The following is a 25637-nucleotide window of genomic DNA, read 5'->3' on the forward strand; positions in this document are numbered from 1 at the left end:
GGGCCGCGACCAGTCATTGACGGTCAGGGAGCGTGGGAGTCCGGGCGGGCCCTAGATGAGGCGCGGGAAGAAACGAGCCCGCGCATCGCGGTGAATGCCCAGCACACAAGGAAGGCCGCGACCATGGTCAGAACGATCGTGCCACCCACCGGAAGGTCGATCGACCAGGAGATATACAGGCCCGTCGTCGCACACACCCCGGCAAAAACGGGTGAGACAACCATCATCGTGTGAAACCGCGTGCACATCAGACGCGACGCGGCGGCCGGGATGACGATCAGGGCGAGCACCAGAACGTTTCCGATGGTCTGCAAGGAAACCACCACACTCACGGTTACGACGACCGACAGCAAAATGTCCAGCGCCAGGACCGGAAGCCCCATGGCCCGCGCGGTCTCCCGGTCCACGCCGACCGCCACGATTTCCTTGTCGAACAAGGCCAGCACCACGATCAGCGCAGCCCCGGCCAATGCGCCCCACAGAACGTCGCGCTCCGAAACCCCGACGATCGAACCGAAGAGAAAGTCCTCGACCGACCCTGAATATCCGGGCGCGCGAGAAATGATCACGATCCCGAGCGCGAAGGCGCCCGCGAAAAATATGCCGATCACGGAATCCTCCGAGAGCTTGCGATTCTGGCTGAAAATGGCGACCAGTACCGCCGTGAGTACCCCCGCGATCAACCCTCCGAGCATCATGTTCCCGCCGACGACGAACGCCACGGCCAGCCCCGGGAACACCGAGTGCGCCACGGCGTCCCCGATGAACACCATCCCGCGCATCACCACGTGACACCCCACCACACCGCAGACGACGGACGAGATCACGACCGCGACCAGGGCACGCAGCAAAAATCCCAGGTTGGGGTTGAAAAGGTCTTGCACGAATTCCCACGGTGCGATCATTCGGGTCTCGCTCTCGTCGTCTCTGCGGCCGGAAGGGGCACGGAATCTTCTCGACCTCGCAACCAGGCATTGATGTACTCGGGGCCGACGTCGGCGGGGTCGACGTCGAGTGCAATGCGGCCGCGCAAACCACAGATGCGGGAACAACCGTCCAAGGCCCCCAAGACGTCGTGCGTGCTCATGACGATTCCCAAGCCATCGGCGGCAAGCTGCCGATACAGTTCGACGAGCATGTCCTGGGTCGGCACGTCGACGCCGGTGAACGGCTCGTCAAGCAGAAGAACCTTGGGCTCATTGGCCAAGACCCTGGCCAGCAGGACGCGCTGTCGCTGGCCACCAGAGAGTTCGCCGATGGGTCGGCGTCGCAACCGCCCCAGGTCGGCACGCTCGATGGCCTGGTTGACCCGCCGCCAATCAGCGACACGGGGCCTGCGCAGCCACCCCATGCTGCGCGTCCGGCCATTCATCACCGCATCCTCGACCGTCAGCGGAAAATCCCAGGCAAAGTGGTGCTTCTGCGGAACGTACCCGAGGGCTCCTCGCGCTCTCGACGCATGCTCTCCGTCCACTGTGATATTCCCGCCTGCCCGGGGAATCAGCCCGAGGATCGCCCGGAGCAACGTGGTCTTGCCAACCCCGTTGGGACCGATCAAGGCCACGAATTCGCCTGAAAGCACGGTCCAGTCGAGATGGGTGATGATGCCCCGCCCCGAAAGTCGGACGGTGAGGTCATCGACGGCAAGCCGTGGAGCGGTCACCGCCGACGCTCCTCGACCGACGCGGCCTCTTTCGCGCGTCGGCCGCGCAGGCTCACCCAGAACGCGGCTCCTCCGCCGAACAGAATCACGAATCCGGCGCCCAACAGGATCAGAGTCGCGGTGTCGACGCCCTCGTCGGTCCCCGAGGATGGGTCAGAAGATGCACCCGAGGACGCGTCAGCTTCTCTCACGGACTTCGGTTCGCCAAGAACCTTGGCCTGGGCGAAAACGGATTCGGCATCCGTGGAGTCCCCGACGGCGAATTGCAGACGCTGCGTGTCGGAGACCTCGGTACCGTCAGCGAGTTTGGCGTGTGCCCGAACTGTGACGAAGTAGGCTCCAGGACGGGTGAACACCCAGTTCGCGTGGGTGTGGCTGTTCTTGGGAACCCAGATGTCCTGGCCGGCGTCGTCCGTCGAATTCCACAGCACCTGGGGGCCGGCAAAGTTGCCGTTCTCGAGGTAGAGGCTGAACTGCCCCGGCCCTTCCACGCCTTCCATGGACAGTGTCGCGCCCGTGCCGAGTCGGCGCTCGGTCTCGGGGGCCTGGGTGTTCCACCCCGGCCACACGACGCCCGGCTTCTCGGTCTGCGGCACCACGTACACTTCCTCCCCCGGGCTGGCTTGCACGAAGTCGTAGGCGGCATCCTCTGGCTTGGGGAGGAGCGCGGCGTCTCCGGATTTCAGGACGACGTCTTCCGGCGACCGCCACACGGGGTCGGCCTCGTGGTCGTCATGAATCATGAGCTTCCACTGTCCGTCGACGAATTTGGGGCCGATATCCACATGTCCCTGGTCGATCGCGACGTGGCCGTGGGTGATCTGCTCCTGGTCGGATATCTGTTGTTCGAGAGCCTTTTCCTCGACTGTTTTCTCGGCCGGACCGGTCGACGACGGCGGTTCGGCGAACGCCGTCAGTGGGCCGCCGAGGGTCAGGGCAAGGGCCAGTGCAAGGGACGGAAGGATGCGGATGTGCTGATTTCGAGTAGTCACTTTTTCCTCTGGATGCGGTGCATAGTGAGTCGGATCCGGTCGGCCGGGGAGCTAGCCCCGGAGGTGATCCGTGATGGTTCGGGCGTTGTGGCGCATCATGTCCTCGTAGTTCGGGGCGTCGGCGTCCAACGTGTCGGAGTAGAGTTGCGCGACGCGCACGCCGGCGTCGTCGGCAACCTGTTGCAGGACGTTGCCGCGGCCCGTGGCCCCCTTGTCCACGAAGACCGTCGGGATGTGCAGGTCCCGGATGGCCCGTGCGAGCCGTTGCCGCTGTTGGAGCCCCGGCTCTGTCCCGGGGACGGGGGCAACGAAGCCTTCGACCTTGAGACCGTAATGCTCGGCAAGGTACCCGTAGCCGTCGTGTGCGGTAATGAGAGCGCGCCTGGATTCCGGGAGCGAGCCGTACGCCTCGCGGAGCTCTTGCTCGAGCCCGTCCAGGAACCCCAAATAGGCGTGGGCGTTCGCTTGGAATGCGGAAGCGTACTGGGAGAACACCTTCGCCATATGGTCACGCATCACCTGCGCGGCCGCCTTGACGTTGGGAACGGCGTGCCAGAAGTGGGGGTCGATGTCTCCGTGAACGTGCTTCCCCAACACGGCCTGTGCCAGAAGATACATCTGGTCTCCGGGTCGCCCCAGAAACCTGTACTGGCTGCCTCCCGGGAGCTCTTGGAGCGCTTTGGCCGGAACGACGACGACCGTCGACGCGGGGTCGTATTCCCGAGGCCCGTTCTCCGCATCCGCGCGGAGCACGATGGCGCGCCGAGCGACGTCGGCCGTGATGTCCGCGTGTCCGGCGTCCAGAACCTGCGCATCCGACCCCAGAGCCAGGGCGGCCTGCTTGGCGTCAATGCCGACCGCGAAGTGGATGACCCCGGTCGCGATCGTCTCGCCACGGAAGACCGCCCGGAGATCCATGGAGTAGCGTCCAGGCTCCGTGAAAGCCCAGGACAGGTGGGCGTGGGCCTGTTGGGGCAACTCCACCGCGCCGAGCCGCCCGACCGTGGACTCTCCTTCTGCGAAGACTCTCGCCGAGCCACGCGTCCCGCTTGTGCCGCCGCCGCGTCGGGCACCCTCGGTCGCGGAGTCGGCGACTCTCGTCACGCGGCCGAAGGTTTCGGTGACGAACGCGGCCGCTCTGCCCGGTCCTGTGATCGCGGTGGTTTCGAGCGTCACGGGTCGATCCTGGTCATCCACGGTTCCTTCGACGCGCATTCCGAGCCACACCGTGTCCATCGACAGGTCTTCGGTCATCGGCCGGAGCACCCCGCCGTACTTCTCGATGTTCTCGGCGACCGGAATGGGACCCGTTGCCCCGTCCGGAAGGTTCGCGGTAACGGTCCGCAGGAGTTTTTGCTGTTCGAGCAGCATCCCGTTGGTGAAGGCGAGATCCGCGTACGCGAGATCGCGAATATTTCGCAGGCTCGGTTCATGGGAGTGAGGATCCGCGCCCGAGGGGACCAAGGAGGTGACGGATACGTGTTCGCTCCCGACCCGACGTGCCACATCGGCGAGGATCGGCGTCGTGACGACGACGTTGACGCGCCCCGGTCCGGAGCGCCGCTCATGTACCGCGGACCCACGGGCGCCGCCCGAGCAGCTCGTCGTCGCGAGCACCCCGAGGGCTCCGAAGGCCTTCAGCGCACTTCTGCGCTTCACACGGAGCGGCGAGTGCGGCGGATCGTTCGGACCACGAGGGCACCGCACACGGTGAGCGTGATCCCGAACAGGGCACAGACGATCATCGCGTCCTCGCGCGGACCGGTTTCTGCCAGCTGCCCAGGGTTCTGCCCGGCGGCGTTGGCATGACCTCCAGCCGCACCGTTCGATCCGCCTCCCGCGGATACGCCATCAGCCGACTTGCCCTGAGTCTCGGCCCCGGACCCGTGCTGGGTGTCATGATGGCCCGGAGCCGAGCCCGCCGGACCTCCCTGTTCGGCGCTTGCTCCCCCGGCGTCCTCGCAGTTCTGAGCGGCAGAAGCGACGGTTCCGGGGTTGGCCCTGGCTTCCTCGATCGCATGGTCACCGACGGCGAACCGCAACGTGCCTGTGGCCTTCACCTGCCGACCATCCTTGAGGTTCACGGAATACGAGACCGTGGCGGTGTAGTGACCGGGTTACGTGAAGACCCAGTTGCCGTGCTGGTGGGTGTGGAGGGGCACGCGGTAGGACTTCTGGCCCTTGGTGGAGAAAACATCGGTACCGGGCGAACCGAAATTTCCGGACAGGAACACGCTCATGTCCCCGGGCCCGTCGAACGAGTCCAGGGTCATGGTCACGTCCCCATCGGCGTGCTCGGCCAGGCCCTGATCCTGCGTGTTCCACCCGAGCCAGGGGACGCCGCCGACCTGGGTGGCCCCGATCATGAATACGTCGGAACCGGCTGGGGCGATCTTCTCCATGTTCGCCGGCATCTTCTGCTTGGCGGCCGCGTCGCTCAGGGCGAAGATCAGGCTCTCACTGTTCTTCCACGAGCCGGGCGAGGATCGGTCGTCCTTGACCACGGCGTCCAAGGTATCGCCCTTCAGCCGGGCGCCGAAGTCGAAGTGTCCGTCAGCGACGACCTCGGCCAGTGCGGTCGTCGCGGGGGCCGACACGCAGGGGGCGCCCTGGGGCGCGTCGTCGGCTTGAGCGGGAACAACGAACGAGGATCCGGCCACGGCCAGTCCCAGGGCACCCGACGCGAGAACGAGGGACAGGGACTTCGGCGCTCGAGCAGAACGCCTGTTCTGACAGGTCATGCTTCTTCCTTCTCATGGGAGGTGCGAGTGGGGTGCCGATCGGCGCGATACCGGGGCTACTCAGCAGTAAATCTTAACTGACTATCATTCTCAACTGTGGCTATGCTCGGATATGCATCCCATCGAGCCGAGCACCCGGAACCGCTGGAAAGGACCCCATGACGCCGATCCCCCGACCCGTCCACCGACCCGGACCGCGGCGTCGTGACTCGGGAAACCGCACCGGAGCATGGACGACGGCGCTGAGCCTGGTCCTTGCCCTGGGGCTTGTTCTCGGACCGGGCATGCTTCCGTCTCCGGCCCAAGTCAAAACGGAGACCGAGCAGGAAAACGCCGTACGGGACGGGACAGCACCCACCAGACGGCAGATACTTCGCGGCTCCGTCGACGTGCGCGCGAGCCTTCGCGATGACGCGGCGGAGCTCTCTCTGCAACACAGCGATTCGCCCCGCGACGCCGCATTGAACCGGGAAGCCTTCCGACCCGAAGAAGTGTGTCTCGGAGTCCCGGACGAAGCGCGCCGCGAGCGAACCGGCCCACTCATGTCCTCGTGGACCGAATTTCTGGGGGCGGAGGGTGGGGGATTCTACGAGCTGCCTCAGGAACCCGACCCGGACCTGATTCACCTCGCCCTGGACACGGCTGATGTGGATTTTTCGGAGGTCTCCCCCGGCGGAGGCCACCTCTCGTTGGTCCCGGTATCGATGCCACAGGGCTCGCGGTTCGGCGTCTATGCACAGCACGAGAGCGACCCTCCGAATGTGCTCCTGGATTCGACCCGGGGGAAATGGTCGATCGCGTCCACGGGACCGTCACGGACCCCGGCTCACTGGGCGTTCACCGAACCCGGAACCTATGCTTTCGACATTCAATTCACCGCGGAGACGCCCCGCGGCGGGAAGGTGACCTCTGGCCGGCACCGGCTGACGTTCGCCGTCGGGAACCTCGCCATCGACGCATGCGCCGCCAGGCCCGCGGAGAGACAGCCTCCCGCGTCCAGTGGCCACAGCGCGACACCCCCACCCCGGCCCAGCGCTCACCCCTCGACCATCACGCCGGGCGCGGAGTCCACGGCCGCGGTTCCCGATTCCGCCCCCGACTCACCGACTCCCAGCTCCCAGCCTCCTCGCTCCCCGACCCCCGAGTCACCGACTCTCGGCGAGTCGACTCCTGCCGCAATGCCCGCCACGACGCCGTCGAGAGTCTCAACATCCCCCTCGGCACCGCCCCCTGCCTCGGGCCCGGAACATGGCGGCGTCCCCGGGGACGGATCGAACCGAATTCACGAGATCGTCAGGCCGAAACCCGCTGCCATGACCGAGCCGACGCCGCTGCCGACCGGCATTTCACCCGTCGCCCAGGGCCCGGTTCGGGGCTCCGACGGGTCGTCCCGCACGGCTCCTTCTCCGCAGGCCGCCCCCCCGCCCACAGACCGCCGCGAACAAAGCCGTCGTGCCCCGGGCGGCGGCCGTTTGCGCAGCCATGCTCGGCATGACCCTTGCGGGCTGCGCCCTCTACCGGCGTCGTCTGGCGTCGGCCGGTGCGGGCGAGAAGTGAGTCGCGAGCACGACGTCTCGAAGGCCGGTAGACTCGCGTGTGCAGTCAGACGCGCTAATGGGCCCGCGCACCAGCGCGAGCCGTGGAGGATCAATGTCCGAGTTGGCATCGCCCGAAGTCAGAAACATCAATGCAGAGCAGGTCCTGGCCCACCTGCCGATGAGAGCCGCAGTGGATGCTCTGAAACAGGCGTTGCTCCAGGGCTACGATCCTGCCCTCGCCCACCCCCGGACCTCGGCCGAGCTCGAGCACGGCGAGTTCCTCATGATGCCGAGCGAGTTCGGTGACTACGCGGGCATCAAGATCTTGGCTTTGGGACCGGACAACCCCCGCAAAGGCGCACCCCTGATCCAGGGCAGCTACATCCTCTTCGACTCGGATACCCTCAGCCCCCTGGCCGTGATCGACGGACCGGCCCTGACGGCCATCCGCACCCCGGCCGTCTCCGCCTTGGGTATCGAGATGCTCGCCGCACCCGATGCGAGCCGCCTCGTGGTCTTCGGGACCGGCCCGCAGGCCGAGTACCACGTCAGGGCGGCCGCTGCGGTCCGCGAAATCTCGAGCGTCCGGATCGTCGGCCGGAGCGCCAACAAGACCGCGCGTTTGGTGGAAACACTGATCTCGGAAGGCTTCAATGCAAAAGCAGGCGAGGCCGACGACGTCGAGAACGCAGACATCGTTGCCTGTTGCACGAGCTCCCAGGAACCGCTCTTCGACGGCGACAAGGTGCAGAACGGCGCCGTCGTCGTCGCAATGGGTTCGCACTCACCGGACGCCCGGGAAACCGACGATGCCCTGGCCCGTCGCGCGGCCTTCTACGTGGAGGACGTGGATACGGCCCTGAGGGAAGCAGGCGACGCCGTCATCGCCGTCCAACGGCACCTGCTCCGCCGCGAGGACCTCGGTGGTCTCTCGTCCCTCGTCCTGGACGGCAAGCGCGATCCGTCCCGCCCTGCGCTCTTCAAAACCGTGGGGATGGGCTGGCAGGATCTCGTGACCGCGAAAGCCCTGTTCGAGAATCTCCCGGGCTGAGCATCCTGCACGGACCCCGGGTGTGCACAGCTGACAGGCTGGAACGATGACTATTTTCGACGTCGACTCCATGGGCCGCTCCATGCCGGCCGCGGAACTCCTTCCTCGCTTGGCGGCGGCGGGTGATGACGCCGGAGCCCTCCGTGCCGTCGTCGAGGCCCCACCCGGCACGGGCAAGACGACCCTCGTCCCGCCCTTCCTCGCGAACTGGATCTCGCAGCACTCTGCCCGGATCCACCCGAACGAGAACCGCACCGAGCCGCGGCTCGGAGGCGCCGTCGGGCGGCCACGCCGCATCGTCGTGACCCAGCCGCGACGCATTGCCGCACGCTCGGCTGCCCATCGCCTATCGGCACTCTCGGGAGAGCGAGTCGGGGGCCGTGTCGGGTTCACGGTCCGGGGAGAACACAAGGTATCCGCTGAGACGCTGATCGAGTTCGTGACCACGGGAGTCCTCCTTCGGCGTCTGGTCCGTGACCCCGAACTGGCCGATACCGCGGGCGTCATTCTCGACGAGGTCCACGAACGGCACCTCGACTCCGACCTCGCTTTCGGCATGCTCCGGCAACTGGCGGAGTTGCGCGATGATCTGTCCCTGGTCGTCATGTCCGCGACCCTTGACGCGCGCACGTGGGCGGAACTGCTGGGCGACGACGCACGACCGGCCGCGGTGGCCAGCGCTTCCAGTGCCTCGTTCGAATTGACCGAGACGTGGGCGGCACCGCAGGCCTCTGCTCTGGATGCGCGCGGGGTCACCCCGGCTTTCCTGCACCACGTGGCGGCAACGATCTCCGAGCACCGGGCCACGACCGACGGCGACGTCCTCGTGTTCCTCCCCGGCGCCCGGGAGATCGACCGCGTCGCCGGAGAGACGAGGCGCTGGATCCGTGACGAGGCGGAGGTCCTGACTCTCATGGGGCGGACTCCCCCGCGCGAACAGGATCGAGTCCTGCGAGGTTCGGCGGCCGGACGGCAGCGCATCATCCTCGCGACCAACGTCGCCGAGTCCGCGCTCACCGTCCCGGGGGTTCGTCTGGTGGTCGACGCCGGTCTGGACCGACAGCAGCGGGTGGATGCGATGCGCGGAATGAGTGGCCTCGTGACCGTGGGCGCGTCCAAGGCGGCCATGGTCCAGCGGGCCGGGCGCGCGGCTCGGGAAGCTCCGGGCGAGGTCGTTCGGTGCATGTCGCCGTCGGACTTCGCCGCCCGGCCCGCGGTCACGCCGCCCGAGGTCGAGACCAGCGACTTGACGAGCGCTGTCCTCGATCTGGCCTGTTGGGGCGCACCTGGCGGGCAAGGGCTCCGGCTCCCCAACCCGTTGCCGGCACGTGCCCATGCCAACGCCCGGAACACCTTGACCGCTCTCGGAGCGATCGACGACGAACGGGCAACCCCGCTGGGACGACGCCTCGCGACGGTACCTGCCGATCCCAGACTGGCCCGGGCCCTGTTCGACGGCGCCGATCTCGTCGGCACACGCGCCGCCGCGGAGACGGTCGCGGCGCTGGAATCCGAGCAGCGCGCTCCGGGGGCCGATGTCTGGGCCCTGATCCGCCAGTTGCGACATTCCGGCGACAACCGATGGAAGCACGAGGTGCGTCGCTTGGAGAACGAGGTCGGCGCCCCCTCGACGTCGCCGCCTGCCACGGAGCAGGACGCCGCCCTCGTCACCGCACTCGCCTTCCCCGACGGAATCGCGCGGGTGAGAGCCCCGGGGAGCTCCGACTACCTGATGGCCTCCGGCACGGGTGCGTCGCTGCCCAGGGACTCAGGATTGTCAGGCCAACCATGGCTCGCCGTGGCCGAAGCCGGTTTGGCTCAGGGAACAGCGCTGATCCGGGCCGCCGCGGTTCTGGACGCCGACACCGCCCAGCTTGCGGGCGCCGAATTGCTGCGTGAGGAAGAGGTCGCGACCTTTGACCCGTCCCAAGGCGATGGCAAGGTCAGCGCACGCTGGGTACGGAGCCTGGGCGCGATCGAGCTCAGTGCCACCCCCTGCCGCCCATCGGCCGAGGGAGGCCGCCGCGCCGTGGCCCGGGCTCTGACCGACCTCGGTCTTCGTGACGTCCTTCGGCCGAGTGAGTCCTTTGAGGTTCTCCGCTCCCGCCTGGGTCTGGTGCGCGCCGTTTTCGGAGATCCCTGGCCTGATGTCCGGTTGGGCGAGCTCACGCGGACGGCGGAGACTTGGTTGGGACCAGAGCTGGAAGCCATCGCTCGGGGGGCTTCGCCCCGACGCGTGGATGCGACCTCGGCGCTGAGAAGGCTCCTGCCCTGGCCGGAGGCCTCCCGTTTCGACGAGATCGCGCCCGAACGTATCCGAGTGCCCAGCGGCTCAGCCGTCCGCCTGGAATGGCCCGCCGCCGAAGACCACGAGAACCAGGTGGCTCCACCCGTGCTCGCCGTGAAATTACAAGAATGCTTCGGCTGGCCCTCCGGCCCGACCGTGTGCGACGGCCGAGTGCCCGTGACCCTGCACCTGCTATCGCCGGCACGCAGACCACTCGCGGTCACCCAGGACCTCACGAACTTCTGGGAGAACGTGTATCCGCAGGTGCGCGCCGAAAACCGCGGCCGCTACGTCAAACACCCGTGGCCCGAGGACCCGTGGAACGCAACGGCCACGGCCAGGACCAAGACCAGGACTTCTCACCCCTGAAGGGCCAATGCGAAGGGAAGCACGCCGCGCGCCCCGGCCAGACGCAGCTCTCTGGCGGCGACCGTCATGGTCCACCGGGAATCGACGAGGTCGTCGACCAGCAGAACCGGCCCCTTGGCCTGATCGATCCGTTCGGCCAGCTCGTCGCCCACCCGGAATCTTCCCCAGACGGCAGCGACAGCGAACGCGCTGTTTCCCCCTCGCTGGCCGGCGACGGCCGGAGCGTCCGGTGAGACCTCGAGTTCACCCCAATACGGCAGTTTGCCGGCCGAGGCCAGCCCTCGCGTCAGAGATCGTGTCAGGAGCGGCCGGCCGGCTGACGGTATGGACACCACCCCGACGGGCCGTTCCGACCAGTCCCATTCGGCAAGAACCGCGATGCACGCTTTGCCGAGATCGGCGGGGACCTCGCAATCGATCGGCGCGCCGGCGTCGTCGTTGACGAAGACTTCCCGGAGCCTGTTGCCCCACCCGAGATCGGTGAGCCGGGCCAGAACCCTTCCTCGTTCGAAGCGTTCGTCTGCGGAGATCTTGCCCTTCATGTCGATACCGAGTTTGGGCAGCCCGCTCGGCCACTGGGCCCTGGGCTCGATCGGGACCCCCACACGGACCAGTCCGTGTTTTGCCCTGCGCGAGGCCTCGTCATCGACGTCCTGCGGGTACCAGGGCCCCGCACACACGTCACAGCGGCCACAAGGGCGTGCCGTTCGGTCATCGAGCTGATCCGCCAGGAACTGCATACGGCACATCTGTCCTGCTTCGTAGTCCAGCATCGCCGTCTGTTCCCGTCGCCTGGCCTCTGCGATGCGCTCGTACCGTGCGGCGTCGTAGGTCCACGGATTGCCCGTGGCCGTCCAGCCGCCCTGAGTTCGTTCCACGGCGTCCTCGACCGCCAGGACCTTGAGAAGGAGCTCCAAGGACGTGCGCTTGATATTGACCGCGGACTCGAGCGCCGCGACCGACAGTGCGGCCGAGGACCGAGCGAGCGTGTCGAGCACGGCCTCGGCGTTCTCCCGGGTAGGCATGGACGCGGTCGCAAAGTACTTCCAGATCTCGGCGTCCTCCTGACCGGGCAGGAGCAGGACGTCGGCGCTGTCCGTGGCGCGTCCGGCACGGCCGACCTGCTGGTAGTAGGCCACGGGTGACGACGGTGCCCCCAAATGGACCACGAACCGCAAATCGGGCTTGTCGAAGCCCATGCCCAGCGCGCTGGTGGCGACCAATGCTTTGACGCGGTTGTTCTTGAGGTCGTCCTCGGCCGACTCGCGGTCGGCAGAGTCGGTCCGCCCCGTGTAGGGCCGGACGCTGTACCCGGACTCGGTCAGGATCCGCGCGGTGTCCTCGGCCGCCGAAACCGTCAACGCGTAGACGATCCCGCTGCCCGGAAGGTCCTTCAGGTGTTCGATCAGCCACGCGACCCGGGAGGCGTTGTCGCGCAATTCAAGGACCCCCAACCGAAGGCTGTCCCTCGCGAGCGGCCCGCGGAGGGTGAACACGTCTCCCGAGCCCTCGACGTCCGACGCCGGATCGTTACGGACCCCCAGTTGTTCCTGGACGTCGGTGACCACCCGTTCGTTGGCCGTGGCCGTGGTCGCGAGGACGGGCACCCCATCAGGAAGCCGCCCAATGATGTCCTTGATGCGACGGTAGTCCGGACGGAAATCGTGGCCCCAGTCGGAGATGCAGTGGGCCTCGTCGACGACCACGAGGGAGCAGGTGCTCATGAGCGTGGGCATCCATTCGTCACGGAATCGGGGGTTGTTCAGCCGTTCGGGACTGATCAGAAGAACGTCGAGCTCACCGGCGCGGATGCTGTCCCGGATCTCGTTCCACTGGGTCGCGTTGGCCGAATTCACGGCGGCGGCCCGAACCCCGGCACGCTCGGCTGCGGCAACCTGGTCCCTCATGAGGGCCAGCAACGGCGAGATAATCAGGGCAGGACCGCCCCCGAGCTCCCTCATGAGCAGCGAAGAGATGAAGTAGACGGCGGATTTGCCCCACCCCGTCCGCTGGACGACCAGCGCTCGGGCCCTGTCCTCGACGAGGGCCCGGATCGATTCGAACTGTCCGGCGTGGAAATCGGCGTCCGGGTTGCCCGTCAGGGCGCGCAGGTGATGGAGGGCTCGGTCACGGAGATCTGAGGCAGGGTCGGCAACGGTCATGAGTCCAGTCTGGCAGGTCGCGCGGATCCGTACTGGGGGCCTGTGGACAACCCGGGTCACCGGCTTTTCGGTCTTCGCCCACAGCCGGCACCCAGGTTCTCTGCAGTAGAATATTCAGGGCGTTCCCCTTCCCATCGATACAAGGTAGCTTCATGTCAGCCATTGCGGACCTCGGCCTCCAGATGCCCCAGCACCTCACGACGCTGAGTGCGCTACCGACCCCGAGCCTCGGGCTCCTGGGATTCGATTTGGAGGAGGTTCTGGCACACGCGGGTCCGTGGGTTCTGGGACTCGTATCGTTGATCGTGTTCATCGAGTCGGGGGTCCTCTTCCCTTTCCTGCCGGGCGACTCCCTGCTGTTCACCACCGGCCTTCTCCATCATCAGCTCGGGCTGAACCTTTGGATTCTGCTGATCTGCGTGAGCGTCGCGGCTGTACTGGGTGACCAAGTTGGATACATGCTCGGCCACTTTTTCGGTCGCAAACTGTTCTCTGAGCACGGGCGCGTACTCAACTACGCGAATCTCGATCGCGCCCACACCTTCTTCAACAAGTACGGTGGAAAGGCGCTGGTCCTCGCCCGCTTCGTGCCGATCGTGCGCACGTACGTACCGCTGACGGCCGGGATCGCCAAATACCGGTATGCCGACTTCGCGAAGTGGAATATTTTCGGGGCGCTGCTGTGGTGCATCCTCCTGACCTTCGCCGGGGTCTGGCTGGGCAACGTGACCTGGATCCGCGAGAACGTGGATCTGATCGTCGTCGTCCTGGTCCTGCTCTCGGTGATACCGATTGGGCTCGAGGTCATGAGGGAACGCAAGAAGGCACAGAAGCGCGAGGCCGCCGCCAAGGACGATTCCGCAGGCGGTCCTGCGGCTTAGCTGTTCTTCGGCGGAGGGCCCGTCGCCTCGACGTCGAGCACGAATCCCCGGAGCCGATACCCGGCGATGACCGAGTCCCACTCGATCTCGGGCTCGCTCACGATCCGCGGGTTCATAGCCAGTAGCCTCGTCAGCAGGGCATCGGTTTCCCTGATCGCGAGATTCTCGCCGGGGCACTTGTGCGGACCGGCCCCGAAGCTCAGTCCCGCCGCCCGGGCGCGACCGCCTTTTCTCTCCGGGTCCAGCCGCATCGGGCATTTCCCGGTGAGCTCAGGGTCCGTATTCGCCGCCCGGACATCGACGTCGATCAGGTCTCCAGGCTCAAATTCCGAGGAGTTCGCCTCCGCGTCCCCCACGCGTCGGTACACGTGACCCACCACCGGCTCCAGGCGGATGATCTCGCGCAGGATGCTCTCACGGTCCGCCCGCTCGGCGGCACGGAACCGGCCGCAAAGCTCAGGGTCACGCATCAGATGCCAACATGCCATGACCATGAATTCTCGCGTGGTGACCATTCCCGCGGTCCCGTAGGTCATGCATTCGACCAGAATCTCCACGCGGCTGGCGCCCGAGCCCATGAGGTATCCCATGACGTCCGGTTCGGACTCACGCCGATGTTTCCGCATCGCCGGGGCCACATCGCAAACGTATAGTGCGGCCACGGCGCGGAGCCCGCGGAACGCGGCGAGCGCCCAGTCTGCCCGACTGCGACCGAGGTCGGGCCGTGAGTAGTCGGCGTGTGGTTGGTCAAAGAACAATTCGAGTCGCCGAGCCAACCCCCGGGTCGAAGACGCCGTCAGACCCACGATCCGGGCCGCTATGTCTACCGAGAACAGAAGGCTCTCCTCATCGAGCCGGATTCGCCCGCGCTCGGCCAGATCATTCGCGAGCGCTTCTGCCCGAGCGTCGATGGTCGACGTGTACTCCGAGTCGATGGTCGACGGTGCAAAGAACCTCGCGAGCTCGCGGCGCTGCCGGTCATGCAGTTCTCCGTCCGAGATGAGCAGCGGGCGACGCCGGAACAACCAGTCCGGGATCCGCTCGGCGGTGAATCCCGCCTGGGTCGATGCCCGACCCAGCCGGAGGAAACGCCGTGCCGCCTCGTAGGACCCGACGACCACGCGGTGCTTCTCTCGCCGTATTCCGTGGACCGGGCACCGGGGCTCGTCCGCGGGCTGCGCCCACCGCTGGTCGGGGCCGGTCCCTTCGCGGTCGGAGCGGCTGGAGCCGTCGGCGTCGCCCTCCTCGCGTGTCATGAAACCCTCGATGCGCTGTACCGAATCATTCCCGTGAGCGTCTCGCAGAGACGGCCCGGCAGTCCGGAGTCGGCCAATCGCACCTCCAGCGAGCGGCCGGAGTCCTCGATGAGCTTTTCGACACGGTGACGCGCCCCGGTAGAGCTCAGCACGGCACGGATCCTCTCGGCGTCTTCGGGCCGCAGGCCGGGATCGCCGAAGCATTCTTCGACGTCGCTCCACTCCTCATGACCCCGGGCATAGGCCACCAGGAGGGTTTGCTTGCCCTCCCGCAGGTCCGAGACCACGGACTTCCCCGTCCGCGATTCGTCGCCGAACACGCCCAGCAGGTCATCACGCAACTGGTAGATCGCGCCCAGATCGCCTCCTATATGCGCGAGGGACGCGGTGAGCTCGCTCTCCGCGCCCGCCAGGACCGCGCCGATCCGGACCGGCAGCTCGAAGGAGTAGACGGCCGTCTTGTCCTTCATCATCTCCAGGATTGTGGAGGTCGTGTTCTCCTTGGCGTCGAGGGCCAACCAGACGTCGGTGTGCTCTCCCGAGGCGCTGCGCAGGATCGCTTCATCGTAAATGTCCAGTACGGCCCGACGTCGTTCCTCCGGAACATCCAATCGGGCGAGGAGACCTTGTGCCGCCGACAACAGGATGTCACCGGCAAGAATCGCCGAGGCCTTCCCCCAGGTCTCCGCTTGTTGGGGCGTGCCGCCCCGGTCCAGCGCATCCGCATGGAAGCGGCCGTAGATGTTCGGGGCGCCGCGCCGGTACAGGTCGCCGTCGATGACGTCGTCGTGCGCGAGCAGCGCGAGGTGCAGCAGCTCGGAAGCGCATGCCGCTTCCACCGCCGACGCCGCATCGACTCCGCCCAGGTCGCGGAAGGTCCTCATCAGCAACAGCGGACGCACCTTCTTGCCGTCGAGGGCCATTGCCTCCAAACCGTCGAACAGATCGATGAGGGGCCGGGTCATGGTCGGCAAGCGGTGCGCGGCGGCCGCGAGAACTTGCTTGAGCCGCTGGTCAATGGCTTCGACGTCGCCCTCGGTCACGGGAATGCCGCTTCTGTGCGCCCCGGGCGGGCCGGTGGTCGATGATACTGCGCTCATGGGTGCTCCGTGTGGTTCGTGGTTCGTGGTGGCCGGTCGACGTTTGGACCAGACGTCGACCGCGTGCATTCCGGTGCAAAGTTCTCAGCGATGGCTGCCCCTGCCGGCCCGCCTGGGATGACGCAATCGCTCACCTGCTTCCAGCAGGGAACGAAGAGCTCCCGGATAGGCATGACGGGAAGTCAGCGGGGGCGTCCAGAGCTCGTGGCCGCGCACGGACCATCGGCCCAAGAGTTCGTTCGCGGCTTGCCATCCCGTGGTCGCGGCCCGTTCCATCAACGCGACGGGATATTCGCACCGGATCGTGTCCCCCGCGAGCACCAATTGGGGATGCGGTGTGGTCACGCTCGGTCTCTCGTCCCACGGTTCCAGCCCGACGAGAGGGCAGTCCCATTCGATCAGCAAGTTGTCTTCGAGGACACCCGAGAGTCGGGTTTCCGGGTAGACCCTCGCGAGTTCGTCACGCAAGCGACGCCGGAGCGATTCCCTGTTCACGGGCTCGTCGAGGGCATATGCGTGGAGCTCGACGACGCTGCCGCCATGCGCCTCGCTCCACTGAGCGGCCCCTTCCTCGAACCGTTCGAGAACACTGACGTTGTCGAGCGGGCCGAATCCTGCGGTACCGAGAAAAGCGGGGCGCGACGCATTGACCTTTCGGTCCATCCACAGCCGCCAGACCGCGAAGGGCGGCGCCTGCCGGATCGAGGCCATGCGTTCGGTCCACGCGGAGTCCTCCACGCCCGTCGCTTCCGACCCCAGGCGCCGGGTTGCCCCCGGCCCCGCTGCCAGCACGACGGCGTCGTACTCCCGAGTCGCACCGTCCTCCATGTGGACCATCGCGCCCTCGGATTTCATGGCCAACGACTCGACGCGCGTTCGCAGACGCCGCACGCCCAGCCCGGAGAGATAGTCCCCCAAGGGCTTCCACAGAGCGGTGTCGAAGTCGTCGGACGCCGTGTCGAAGAGGAGACCCTCGGACGATCCCAGGAAATAGGTGTGGAACATCGCGAGCATCTCGCCGGCAGAGAAATCGGTCGGATTCGCGAAGAAGCTGCGGGCGAAGACTTCGAGGGCCAAGTGCCTGGCCCGTTCCGGGAAACCCAAACGGTCCAGGAATTCCTGGGCGCTCTGTCCGTCGTGGCGTCGGAAGGTTTCCGGGAAGTCCACGTCGAGCAAGGACAGAGCCGTATCGAGGTCGACCCCGGGCAGATCACGCAGGCGAAAACTGGGGCTCTGCAGCACGAACCCGATGAAGCTCCAAGGCGGGGTCCGAGGGATACGGGCGAAGGAATCCGCGAGCCCGTCGGAGGACCTGAGCGGGTAGTCGGGCACGGCACGCAGAGGGTCTGACGAAGGGATGCGGTCCAACAACGCGCGAAGATTGTAGTACTGGCGGAAGAACGCGTGGAAGCCGCGACTCATCGTCACCGGGCCCGCGGCGCCGTCGACATGCCAGGACCGAACCCGCCCGCCGAGTTGCCGTTGCGGCTCGACCACGGTGACATCGACACCGCGTTCCGCGAGGCCGGTGGCCGCGGACAGGCCGGCGATTCCGCCGCCGACCACCAAGACGGAGCGAGCTTCGGCGACCTTGTCGGCACCTTCGGGCGCAGGGATTCTCTGCGCCTTGTCGTCACGAATGTTTGGACTCATGAGAACCTTCCTCGTGCTTCGGGCCCTGACCGGGGTCTCGCCGCGATCGGCGCAAGGCGGTCCACAGCATCAGCGTCAGCGTCATCATCGCGAACCCGAATCCGAAATCTTCGATCGGGATATCGAGGGGCCACCGAATACCGAGGAACTGGTCCGGGTTGTACCGAACGATCGGGTTCGACAGGCGGGTGAGAAAACCGTCCATGGGTATTTGGAATGCAAACATCACGGCCATGGCCAGCCAGTAATTGAGCGAACGGAAGATGCCGGTCTTCAGCCAGAAGAGTTCGATCGTGATCACCGCAATCATGGTCAGGACCGTCCCGATCGTGTATTCAGGCATCCTTGTCCCTACCCTTCGACCGCGACAGAATCCTGCGCACCAGAACGGTGACGCGCTCCACGGATTCGTACGTCAGCACGGCGCATATCGGGATGGCCACAAAGAAGAGGACCTCCTCGAGGGGCAACCCGCCAGGAAGCTCTACCGCGAGGGTCTGCAAGGGGTCGTAGGTCCAGTAATCGCGTCCGACGGCGATGGTGTCCCACACGGAGAAGATCAGGACCACAGGAACCAAGACCAGGAGCAACCTCAACGGATTGCGATAAACCCGCAACCGGAAAACGAACTCGAGGGGCAGCGTCAGGGCGAGACAGATTCCCAGAACAATCAGGTACGTCCAGGGCTGCATCACATGCACCGCTTTCCGATGGTTCGGGTACTCAGCGCCGTGCCCAATGCACCGATGTCTGCGGTTGTTTTCGACCGCCATGTAGCGTCAAACATAGCACCACGGTAGCAAAGAGCGCCTGGTCAGAATCATGTTTCGGCCTTCCTGGTTCCTTTTCGGGCCTGGAGGGGACGTCACCGCCGAGCAATATCCCACGTGCACAATTATATCGTGTACTACCTTTCTCGGCGCGGTGACGGGCCGGGAGTTTCGTCGTTTCATGGTCAGGTCTTGGATGGGCCGGCGAGGCGCGTGATGCCGAAAATGCTGCCCATTCCTTGGGGTTGGGCCGACCACCACCTCGAGTTGGGTGGGGGTTGCCCGATTCAGTGGATGTTTCCGCCGTTAGGTGGGGGTTGAGACGCCACCTAACGGCGGAAAACGCCTCCCCATCGGGTAACGCCCACCAAATAGCGCCCCGGACGTACACGACGTCGTCGGGAACCCCCTCGGGAACCCTTCGAGGCGGCGATGAAGTGCGCCAACGGCGACTGCCCACGCGCGAGGTGGTGGTGAGGTGGCAGCATTCTGCAAATTTGGCCGCGAAAACCGCACGGGACTGCCACCTCGACCCGCAGACCAGGCCCCACGGAAATCAGGCCGGTTCTTTACTTCGTCCTCAGGTCGCGGATCCGCCAGGCGACGCTGTGCCGCTGACCGGATTCGAGAGTGACCAGGTCGCGGCCCGAGCGGAACGAGTCGGCGGGCGCGGTCATGGGTTCCACGGCGACGGCCCGCCGCCCGGCCTCACCGGGAGCCTGGTCGTCCGTGTACACCTGGATCCACGAGGCCTCGGCATCGCACTCCAGGAGAACCCCGTCACCCGTCGCTGTGCTGAGCGAACAGGCGAACCGCTCGTCAGGGCTCCGTTCCGGATCGCCCAGGGCGACGTCGTAAGGCTCCCGGCCGAGACGCCGGCCCGCGCGAAAGTCGTAGGCGGTTCCCTCGACCGGGTGAACGCCGCGGGGCAGAAGCCGCTCGGGATCCGTCTCGACGTACGACGATGCCGGGACGGTCAAGGTCCAGTCGCCGATCGCGTCGGATGTGCTGCCCTCGGACCCGTCCGCCACGAGGTACGGGTGGCCGGCGACGGCGTAAGGAGCCGGACGACCCCCGGTGTTCGTGGTCGTCACACGGCATTCGAGGCCGCTCGCGGAGAGGGAGTAGACGACTTCCAGGCCGAGAGAGAAGGGGTACCCGGGTTGGGGAACCAGATCCAGGCTCATCACGAGCTCATGCGGGTGATGCGCGACGACGTCCCACCGTTCCCACAGGACCAACCCGTGGGCGGCATTCCCTCGTTCGGGCTCCGTCAGGGGCAGTTGGTGGGTCTCGCCGTCGAATTCATAGCGCCCGTCCCGAAGACGGTTGGGCCACGGAGCAAGGATCGCGCCATTGCACCCGGGACGCAGCCCTTCCGGAGGGGTGCGCCGGACCAGATGGCCCCGGAAACCGCGCAGGGACACAAGGCTGGCGCCGACCTCCGCAATCTCCGCCGAGTAGCCCCCGGCGGAGATCGTACGGATGGTTCCCTGCAGGCCGGACATCAGCCCAGCTTCCCTTCGCCTTCCGCCTTCTTGATCTCGACGGACTCGGCGCTGGCCACGATGTCTTCCTCAGGAACCGGTGCGAGTTTGTCCCACAGGAAGAACAGCCCTCCCGCCACGAGCATCGAGATACCGGTCCACAGGTTGATGTGCAGGCCTCCGGTCTTCGCGGCATCCGTGGCCGGATCCACGATTCCCATGATCGTCACCAGGACGCCGTAGATCAGGAACAGCCCGCCGATGATCCTGCGCAGATCCGTTCGACGGGTCGACCGGATGAGCTTCTTCTTCTCCGCCTCGCTGAGCTGCACGAGGTCCGGACTCTCCTTCGAGTTCTCGTTCATGATGTTTCTCCTCGTCGATGCGAATTCTTACAGGAAGGGCAGGTAGAGCAGGACGCAAAGCACCAGGGCTCCGGTGCCCAGGAGCGCCGGCGATCGGTACCACGCGGCGTCGCCCGCGACGACGTCGGACTTCATGTCCAGCGTACCGATGCCGTAGACAAGCCCCTTCAGCTCTTCCACCGGCTTGGGTTTGGTGAACAGCGTGACAACTACCGAAACCACGATCACCGCGACGAAGGACCAAATGGCTCCGTACATCGTTTCGGCCGTCGCCGAGCCGAAGAGCGACTCGTTGTTGAGATACGCGATCCACACGATCGTGGGCGCCACGATGCCGGCGAGGTACCCCCACAGGCCCGCCGCGGGAGTCATCTTCTTCCACAGGAGACCCAGGATGAACACACCGAACAATGGGGCATTGAAGAAGGAGAACAACGTCTGCATGTAGGTCATGATGTTGCCGAACTGCGCTGCCAGGAACGCCGTGGCGATTCCGACGACGACGCCGATCGCCGTGATCCAACGGCCCACGGACAGGTAGTAGTCGTCCGGCATCTTGGGCTTGATGTACTCCTGCCAGAGGTCGTACGTGAACACCGTGTTGAAGCTGGAGACGTTGGCGGCCATACCGGCCATGAACGAGGCCATGAGACCCGTGACCGCGACACCCAGGACGCCGTTGGGCAGGTACATCTGGATGAGCTTCGGGATCGCCTCGTTGTAGGTCAGCGAGCCGTCGGCAAACTGGTTACCGACCGTTGCCGCGGCGATCAGGCCGGGCACCACCACGATGAAGGGGATGAACAATTTCGGGAAGGCGCCGATCAACGGTGTGCGGCGAGCAGCCGACATGTTCTTCGCCGAGAAAGCCCGCTGAACCTCGGTGAAGTTGGTGGTCCAGTAGCCGAACCCGAGCACGAACCCGAGGCCCAGCACGATAGCGAGCCAGTTGGCACCGATCGGGTTGGTGACGTCACCGATTCCCGTGCCCTGCCAGGCGGAGAGGTGGAGTCGGCTGACACCCTCGGTGTGCATCAAGGATTCCTTGAGGCCCGACCAACCGTGCACGCGGTGCAGGCCGACGATCGTGAGCGGGACCAGCCCGGCAATGATCACGAAGAACTGCATGACCTCGTTGTAGATCGCTCCGGACAGACCGCCCAGGGTGATGTACAGGAGCACGAAGCCTGCCGAGATGATGATGGCTACCCACTGGGGCCAGCCAAGCATGGCCTCGATGATGATGGCCATGGCGTAGAGGTTGATCCCTGCGATGAGCACGTTGGAAATCGCGAAGGCGATCGAGTTGACCACGTGGGCCGGCTTCCCGAAACGCCGCAGCATGAACTGCGGGACCGAGCGAACCTTGGACCCGTAGTAGAAGGGCATCATCACGAGACCGAGGAAGACCATCGCCGGAACCGCGCCGACGATGTAGTAGTGCAACGTGGCCATACCGATTTCGGCACCGTTCGCGGCCATCCCCAGAATCTCGGTGGCTCCGAGGTTGGCCGAGACGAAGGCGAGGCCCGTGATCCATGCCGGCATGGACCGCCCCGAGAGGAAGAAGTCCATACTGGTCTTGACCTTGCGTTTGGCGGCGATGCCGATGGCAAGGACCGTCGCAAAGTAGAGGAAGAGCATCAGGTAGTCGACCCATGAGAGGGACAGCCGGATGCCGGAGCTGGCGTCTGCAAGCAGCATCGCTTGCCTCCTGGAGTATCGGGAACGCACACTCATGTGCGTTACTGTTCGTAATTGTTGAATTCTGGAGCTCAGCCTACACGGACACGTGACCTTGTCAACATTTGTCGGTGACATGGGCCGCAAGAGCGGCACGCCGAGCATGTTCTTTTTTGTTCACTTCAGATCTTTTCGTGACATACTGTGTGACGCTCACCCGTCAGCATCCGCGGAAAGGTGCTCATGCTCGCCGAACAGCGCAAGAGGCGCATCCTTCACGAGGTCCAGCAAAACGGAGCCGCCCATGTCCAGGACCTCTCCCGGCTGCTGGATGTCTCCCCCATGACCGTGCGACGGGACCTGGCCGAGCTGGACGAGCAGGGCCTGCTGACCAGAATCCACGGTGGTGCCGAATCCACGACGTCGACCCTTGAGCCCGCGTACTCGGAAAAGATGTCGCTGAATTCGGAGGCCAAAGGAGCCATCGCACGGGCGGCGGCGGACATGGTCGGAGCCAACCAGTCGATCGGATTCTCCGCAGGGACCACGTGCACCCGGATAGCCCAGGAGGTCACGGGCCGGCCGGAACCGTCCCGCCTGACCGTGCTGACCAATTCGCTTCCGGTCGCAGACGAATTCTTCAGGTCCCAAGCCGGCCCCGAGGCGGACCGCGCGAAAGCCTCCGATCCCCACCAGGTGCTCCTCACAGGCGGCGAGCGCACGCCCTCGGATGCCCTGGTCGGCCCCCTGGCGGACGCGACCCTGGGGTACCTCCACGTGGACATCCTGTTCCTGGGAGCCCACGGTGCCGGGGATGCCGGACTGACAACGCCCAACCTCGCCGAGGCACGCACCAACAGGGCCCTCGTCCGTTCGGCCCGCACCGTGGTCGCCGTCTTCGATCACACCAAGTGGGGCATCACGGGCTTGGCGGGCTTCGCCGATTGGTCGGAGATCGACGTCGTCATCACGAGCCCCGGCCTGCCTGAGGACGCCCTGGAATTCATGCAAGAGAAGATCGACAAGGTGGTCATTGCATCATGACGGATGATATTCAGCCCCGCGTGACCCGTGGGCTCCTCGCCGATGGGCGGGACATCATTTTCTTCGACGACTCCGAGCCCTATCTTTCGGGCGAGCGCACACGGTCGATCCACGACCCGAGGCCGCTCGAACCCCGACAGTCTCCCCCGCCCGAGTCGGCGAGTATCCGGGTCGACCCGCTGACCGGCGACCACGTCACGATCGCGGCCCATCGGATGAACCGCACTTTCCTGCCACCGGCGGATGAGGACCCCCTGGCCCCGGCGGGACAGGGAACCGTCCCGTCCGAGGTTCCGGAGCCGGAGTACGACGTCGTCGTCTTCGAGAACCGATTCCCCTCGCTCCAGGGACCGCTCGAGACCTACCGCGACGAGCCTTTGTTCCGGGAAACCTCGCCCGCAGGGCGGTGCGAGGTCGTCTGCTTCACCTCGGAGCAGGCGGGATCCTTCGCCCGCCTGGGCCACCGCCGTGCCCGGACCGTGATCGAAGCCTGGACGCACCGCACCCGGGAGCTGTCGGCGCTCGACGGCGTCGTCCAAGTGGTTCCCTTCGAGAACCGGGGTGAGGAGATCGGGGTGACCCTCCATCACCCGCACGGTCAGATTTACGCGTATTCGTATGTGCCTCCCCATACGGCCGCGGTTCAGCGCAGCGCCGAGCAGTGGAAAGCATCCACGGGAGGGGACCTGATCGCCGACGTCCTGGACGCCGAGCTCGAGGCCGGGGACCGCATCATCACCGAGACCGCCCACTGGGTCGCCTATGTCCCGTTCGCGGCCAAATGGCCGGTCGAGTTCATGGTCGTTCCCCGACGGGCGGCCCGCGACTTCACGGAATTGAGCGACCGTGAAAAGGACGAGTTGGCAGACCTCTACCTGGACCTCCTGGGCCGCCTGGATCGCTTCTTCGATGGCATCGAACAGTTGCCGTACATCTCGGCCTGGCACCAGGTCCCAGTCCGCGGCGGCGAGGACATCTCCCGCATGCGACTCCATGTGTTCTCCCTGCTGCGAGCCCCCGGCAAGATGAAGTACCTGGCCGGTTCCGAATCGGCGATGGCCGCCTGGATCAGCGACACGACCCCCGAACGGATCGCCCAGCGATTCAGAGAGGTGGCACCATGAGCGAGCTCGTCTGGAAGCCCGCCCCCGACGCACGCGAACAGATCGACGCCGCCCGCTCCCTGTTCCGGGAAACCTACGGCTCCGAACCGTGGGCCGTCTTTTCTGCCCCCGGTCGCGTCAATCTGATCGGCGAGCACGTGGACTACAACGGCGGAACGGTGGTCCCCCTGGCTCTGCCGCACCGGACCTACGTCGCGGTCGCTCCACGGGAGGATCGGCGGGTTCGCGTGACCTCCGCCGAGGAACCGGGCGACCCCGTGGTCACGAATCCGGACGACGTCGCCCCGGGTCGGGTCCACGGGTGGACCTCCTACGTGTTCGGGGTGCCGTGGGCGATGGCGCGCGAATCCCTCGGGTCTGGGGCGAACGGGGTCGAGATCCCCGGGGCAGACCTCGCAATCTGCTCGTCCGTTCCCTTGGGCGCCGGGTTGTCCTCCTCCGCGGCACTGGAGTGTTCGGTCGCCTTGGCCTTCGACGCCCTGGCGTCGCGGGAAGAAGCCGACCGCCCGCTCCTGGCATCATCCGACGAAGGACGCGCTCGACTGGCGACCGCTTGCATTCTTGCCGAGAACGAGATCGCCGGTGCAAGCACGGGCGGCATGGACCAGTCGATCTCGCTGCGGGCCCAGGAGGGCTCCGTGCTGACGATCGACTGCCGGGACTTCTCGTCCAGGCCGCTGCAGATCGACGTCGCCTCGGCCGGCCTGTCCCTGCTGGTCATCGACACGCGTGCACCGCACCGCCTCGTGGACGGCCAATATGCCCAGAGGCGCGAAGGATGCGACAGCGCGGCACGAGCTCTCGACGTCCCGACCCTGCGCGACGCGCTGGATGAGGTACCCACCGACGACGACGTCCAGCGCCTTCTGCGCGAGTGGGACGCGGCCGTGGAGAGTGGCACCCGAGACATACCCGATGGTCACACCGAGGCCTCGATGCGCGGACTCGTGCGCCACGTATGGACCGAGGTCCTCAGGACCCAGAAGTGCGTCGGTCTCTTCGCCGATGCCGAGCGCCCGGCCGGAGACCCGGCCTGGGCCTCGCTCGGGGAGATCCTCAACGGCTCCCACGATTCCCTGCGGGACGACTACCGGGTCAGCAGCCCTGAGCTGGACGCGGCGGTCGACGCCGCTCGCACGGCCGGGGCCCTGGGCGCCCGCATGACGGGCGGCGGCTTCGGCGGATCGGCGATCGCGCTGGTCCGGCGGGAGCAGATGGAAGCCGTCGCCTCGGCCGTCGCAGACGCCTTCGCCGACGCCGGTTTCGCTCCCCCCGAATTCCTCGAGGCCCTGCCGTCCGAGGCCGCGCGGCGGGACGTCTAGCTCCGCTCCGGGTCGTACCGTTGACCCTGCGCGGAGCCTCTGGTTTCCTGGGAACAGTCCGTCCATTCAAAATTCAATGACCAGCTGAGGCCTGTGATTGCCCCCCCCCTCGACGGACGAAGTTCCGTGGTCTCCTGCTGGAACGATCC

Annotated in this window: 22 protein-coding genes and 1 pseudogene; 7 read left to right on the top strand and 16 right to left on the bottom strand. The window is 66.1% G+C overall.

The window, feature by feature from the left end; genetic code table 11:
• Nucleotides 1-23 precede the first annotated feature (23 nt).
• From AB0Y14_RS05855 to AB0Y14_RS05880, 6 genes are read right to left on the bottom strand one after another with little or no spacing between them, the layout of a single operon-like run.
• Nucleotides 24-905 (bottom strand): anchored repeat-type ABC transporter permease subunit, encoded by an 882-nt coding sequence (locus tag AB0Y14_RS05855; RefSeq protein WP_436588255.1) that lies wholly within the window; start codon nt 903-905, stop codon nt 24-26.
• A complete protein-coding gene (locus tag AB0Y14_RS05860) occupies nt 902-1663 on the bottom strand; it encodes an anchored repeat-type ABC transporter ATP-binding subunit (RefSeq protein ID WP_436588256.1) in 762 nt (253 codons plus the stop codon). The genes AB0Y14_RS05855 and AB0Y14_RS05860 overlap by 4 nt, the downstream gene beginning before the upstream one ends.
• The gene (locus AB0Y14_RS05865) at nt 1660-2655 is read right to left on the bottom strand and encodes a choice-of-anchor M domain-containing protein (protein WP_436588257.1); all 996 of its coding nucleotides are present in this window, start codon (nt 2653-2655) and stop codon (nt 1660-1662) included. The genes AB0Y14_RS05860 and AB0Y14_RS05865 overlap by 4 nt, the downstream gene beginning before the upstream one ends.
• 51 nt (nt 2656-2706) lie before the next feature.
• Entirely contained in the window at nt 2707-4314 is a 1608-nt protein-coding gene (locus tag AB0Y14_RS05870) for an anchored repeat ABC transporter, substrate-binding protein (RefSeq protein WP_436588258.1), read from the bottom strand.
• Entirely contained in the window at nt 4311-4715 is a 405-nt protein-coding gene (locus tag AB0Y14_RS05875; RefSeq protein ID WP_436588259.1) for a hypothetical protein, read from the bottom strand. The genes AB0Y14_RS05870 and AB0Y14_RS05875 overlap by 4 nt, the downstream gene beginning before the upstream one ends.
• A gap of 57 nt (nt 4716-4772) precedes the next feature.
• Complete coding sequence (locus AB0Y14_RS05880; RefSeq protein ID WP_436588260.1) at nt 4773-5396, bottom strand: choice-of-anchor M domain-containing protein; 624 nt, start codon at nt 5394-5396, stop codon at nt 4773-4775.
• A gap of 284 nt (nt 5397-5680) precedes the next feature.
• On the opposite strand from AB0Y14_RS05880, the pseudogene AB0Y14_RS05885 reads away from it, so the two are divergent.
• Nucleotides 5681-6322: pseudogene (locus AB0Y14_RS05885) on the top strand (choice-of-anchor M domain-containing protein); the annotation flags it as partial.
• 110 nt (nt 6323-6432) lie between these two features.
• On the opposite strand, the gene AB0Y14_RS05890 reads toward AB0Y14_RS05885, so the two are convergent.
• Nucleotides 6433-6585, bottom strand: a complete 153-nt coding sequence (locus AB0Y14_RS05890) for a hypothetical protein (protein ID WP_436588851.1) — start codon at nt 6583-6585, stop codon at nt 6433-6435.
• 461 nt (nt 6586-7046) lie between these two features.
• Between AB0Y14_RS05890 and AB0Y14_RS05895 the strand changes: the two genes are divergently transcribed.
• Together AB0Y14_RS05895 and hrpB are read left to right on the top strand one after the other, a co-directional pair.
• Nucleotides 7047-7985 (top strand): ornithine cyclodeaminase family protein, encoded by a 939-nt coding sequence (locus AB0Y14_RS05895; protein WP_436588261.1) that lies wholly within the window; start codon nt 7047-7049, stop codon nt 7983-7985.
• A 46-nt stretch (nt 7986-8031) separates the two neighbouring features.
• Nucleotides 8032-10641, top strand: a complete 2610-nt coding sequence (gene hrpB, locus AB0Y14_RS05900) for an ATP-dependent helicase HrpB (protein WP_436588262.1) — start codon at nt 8032-8034, stop codon at nt 10639-10641.
• Here hrpB and AB0Y14_RS05905 read toward each other — a convergent pair.
• Nucleotides 10632-12803: a RecQ family ATP-dependent DNA helicase gene (locus AB0Y14_RS05905; protein WP_436588263.1), complete on the bottom strand. Its 2172-nt coding sequence runs from the start codon at nt 12801-12803 to the stop codon at nt 10632-10634. The genes hrpB and AB0Y14_RS05905 overlap by 10 nt on opposite strands.
• 152 nt (nt 12804-12955) lie before the next feature.
• On the opposite strand from AB0Y14_RS05905, the gene AB0Y14_RS05910 reads away from it, so the two are divergent.
• Nucleotides 12956-13684 carry a VTT domain-containing protein gene (locus tag AB0Y14_RS05910; RefSeq protein WP_436588264.1) on the top strand — a complete coding sequence of 243 codons (729 nt, stop codon included), beginning with the start codon at nt 12956-12958 and terminating at the stop codon, nt 13682-13684.
• On the opposite strand, the gene AB0Y14_RS05915 is transcribed toward AB0Y14_RS05910, so the two are convergent.
• From AB0Y14_RS05915 to AB0Y14_RS05950, 8 genes are all read right to left on the bottom strand, one after another.
• Entirely contained in the window at nt 13681-14940 is a 1260-nt protein-coding gene (locus AB0Y14_RS05915) for a cytochrome P450 (protein WP_436588265.1), read from the bottom strand. The genes AB0Y14_RS05910 and AB0Y14_RS05915 overlap by 4 nt on opposite strands.
• Nucleotides 14937-16040 carry a polyprenyl synthetase family protein gene (locus tag AB0Y14_RS05920; RefSeq protein ID WP_436588266.1) on the bottom strand — a complete coding sequence of 368 codons (1104 nt, stop codon included), beginning with the start codon at nt 16038-16040 and terminating at the stop codon, nt 14937-14939. Before AB0Y14_RS05920 ends, AB0Y14_RS05915 begins: the two co-directional genes overlap by 4 nt.
• Before the next feature lie 84 nt (nt 16041-16124).
• Nucleotides 16125-17693: an FAD-dependent oxidoreductase gene (locus AB0Y14_RS05925; protein ID WP_436588267.1), complete on the bottom strand. Its 1569-nt coding sequence runs from the start codon at nt 17691-17693 to the stop codon at nt 16125-16127.
• Nucleotides 17674-18036 (bottom strand): lycopene cyclase domain-containing protein, encoded by a 363-nt coding sequence (locus AB0Y14_RS05930; RefSeq protein ID WP_436588268.1) that lies wholly within the window; start codon nt 18034-18036, stop codon nt 17674-17676. Before AB0Y14_RS05930 ends, AB0Y14_RS05925 begins: the two co-directional genes overlap by 20 nt.
• Nucleotides 18029-18385: a lycopene cyclase domain-containing protein gene (locus tag AB0Y14_RS05935; protein ID WP_436588269.1), complete on the bottom strand. Its 357-nt coding sequence runs from the start codon at nt 18383-18385 to the stop codon at nt 18029-18031. Before AB0Y14_RS05935 ends, AB0Y14_RS05930 begins: the two co-directional genes overlap by 8 nt.
• Nucleotides 18386-19032: 647 nt before the next feature.
• A complete protein-coding gene (locus tag AB0Y14_RS05940) occupies nt 19033-19971 on the bottom strand; it encodes an aldose 1-epimerase family protein (protein WP_436588270.1) in 939 nt (312 codons plus the stop codon).
• Nucleotides 19971-20315: a hypothetical protein gene (locus AB0Y14_RS05945; protein ID WP_436588271.1), complete on the bottom strand. Its 345-nt coding sequence runs from the start codon at nt 20313-20315 to the stop codon at nt 19971-19973. The genes AB0Y14_RS05940 and AB0Y14_RS05945 overlap by 1 nt, the downstream gene beginning before the upstream one ends.
• A gap of 27 nt (nt 20316-20342) precedes the next feature.
• Nucleotides 20343-22019: a sodium:solute symporter family protein gene (locus tag AB0Y14_RS05950; protein WP_436588272.1), complete on the bottom strand. Its 1677-nt coding sequence runs from the start codon at nt 22017-22019 to the stop codon at nt 20343-20345.
• Between the two features lie 222 nt (nt 22020-22241).
• Between AB0Y14_RS05950 and AB0Y14_RS05955 the strand changes: the two genes are divergently transcribed.
• Genes AB0Y14_RS05955 through galK form a run of 3 tightly spaced genes read left to right on the top strand, consistent with a single transcriptional unit; the run spans nt 22242 to nt 25488 of the window.
• Complete coding sequence (locus AB0Y14_RS05955) at nt 22242-23042, top strand: DeoR/GlpR family DNA-binding transcription regulator (protein ID WP_436588273.1); 801 nt, start codon at nt 22242-22244, stop codon at nt 23040-23042.
• Nucleotides 23039-24166, top strand: a complete 1128-nt coding sequence (gene galT, locus AB0Y14_RS05960; protein ID WP_436588274.1) for a galactose-1-phosphate uridylyltransferase — start codon at nt 23039-23041, stop codon at nt 24164-24166. The genes AB0Y14_RS05955 and galT overlap by 4 nt, the downstream gene beginning before the upstream one ends.
• Complete coding sequence (gene galK / locus AB0Y14_RS05965) at nt 24163-25488, top strand: galactokinase (protein ID WP_436588275.1); 1326 nt, start codon at nt 24163-24165, stop codon at nt 25486-25488. The genes galT and galK overlap by 4 nt, the downstream gene beginning before the upstream one ends.
• The last annotated feature ends 149 nt before the right edge of the window (nt 25489-25637 follow it).

This window comes from Rothia sp. HC945, from assembly GCF_051370785.1.
GTDB lineage: Bacteria > Actinomycetota > Actinomycetes > Actinomycetales > Micrococcaceae > Rothia.

Excerpts from the sequence above, each read along its gene's own strand:
- AB0Y14_RS05855 (WP_436588255.1), bottom strand. The coding sequence starts at position 905 with ATGATCGCACCGTGGGAATTCGTGCAAGACCTTTTCAACCCCAACCTG.
- AB0Y14_RS05880 (WP_436588260.1), bottom strand. The coding sequence starts at position 5,396 with ATGACCTGTCAGAACAGGCGTTCTGCTCGAGCGCCGAAGTCCCTGTCC.
- AB0Y14_RS05895 (WP_436588261.1), top strand. The coding sequence starts at position 7,047 with ATGTCCGAGTTGGCATCGCCCGAAGTCAGAAACATCAATGCAGAGCAG.
- hrpB (WP_436588262.1), top strand. The coding sequence starts at position 8,032 with ATGACTATTTTCGACGTCGACTCCATGGGCCGCTCCATGCCGGCCGCG.
- AB0Y14_RS05905 (WP_436588263.1), bottom strand. The coding sequence starts at position 12,803 with ATGACCGTTGCCGACCCTGCCTCAGATCTCCGTGACCGAGCCCTCCAT.
- AB0Y14_RS05910 (WP_436588264.1), top strand. The coding sequence starts at position 12,956 with ATGTCAGCCATTGCGGACCTCGGCCTCCAGATGCCCCAGCACCTCACG.
- AB0Y14_RS05915 (WP_436588265.1), bottom strand. The coding sequence starts at position 14,940 with ATGACACGCGAGGAGGGCGACGCCGACGGCTCCAGCCGCTCCGACCGC.
- AB0Y14_RS05920 (WP_436588266.1), bottom strand. The coding sequence starts at position 16,040 with ATGAGCGCAGTATCATCGACCACCGGCCCGCCCGGGGCGCACAGAAGC.
- AB0Y14_RS05925 (WP_436588267.1), bottom strand. The coding sequence starts at position 17,693 with ATGAGTCCAAACATTCGTGACGACAAGGCGCAGAGAATCCCTGCGCCC.
- AB0Y14_RS05930 (WP_436588268.1), bottom strand. The coding sequence starts at position 18,036 with ATGCCTGAATACACGATCGGGACGGTCCTGACCATGATTGCGGTGATC.
- AB0Y14_RS05935 (WP_436588269.1), bottom strand. The coding sequence starts at position 18,385 with ATGCAGCCCTGGACGTACCTGATTGTTCTGGGAATCTGTCTCGCCCTG.
- AB0Y14_RS05940 (WP_436588270.1), bottom strand. The coding sequence starts at position 19,971 with ATGTCCGGCCTGCAGGGAACCATCCGTACGATCTCCGCCGGGGGCTAC.
- AB0Y14_RS05945 (WP_436588271.1), bottom strand. The coding sequence starts at position 20,315 with ATGAACGAGAACTCGAAGGAGAGTCCGGACCTCGTGCAGCTCAGCGAG.
- AB0Y14_RS05950 (WP_436588272.1), bottom strand. The coding sequence starts at position 22,019 with ATGCTGCTTGCAGACGCCAGCTCCGGCATCCGGCTGTCCCTCTCATGG.
- AB0Y14_RS05955 (WP_436588273.1), top strand. The coding sequence starts at position 22,242 with ATGCTCGCCGAACAGCGCAAGAGGCGCATCCTTCACGAGGTCCAGCAA.
- galT (WP_436588274.1), top strand. The coding sequence starts at position 23,039 with ATGACGGATGATATTCAGCCCCGCGTGACCCGTGGGCTCCTCGCCGAT.
- galK (WP_436588275.1), top strand. The coding sequence starts at position 24,163 with ATGAGCGAGCTCGTCTGGAAGCCCGCCCCCGACGCACGCGAACAGATC.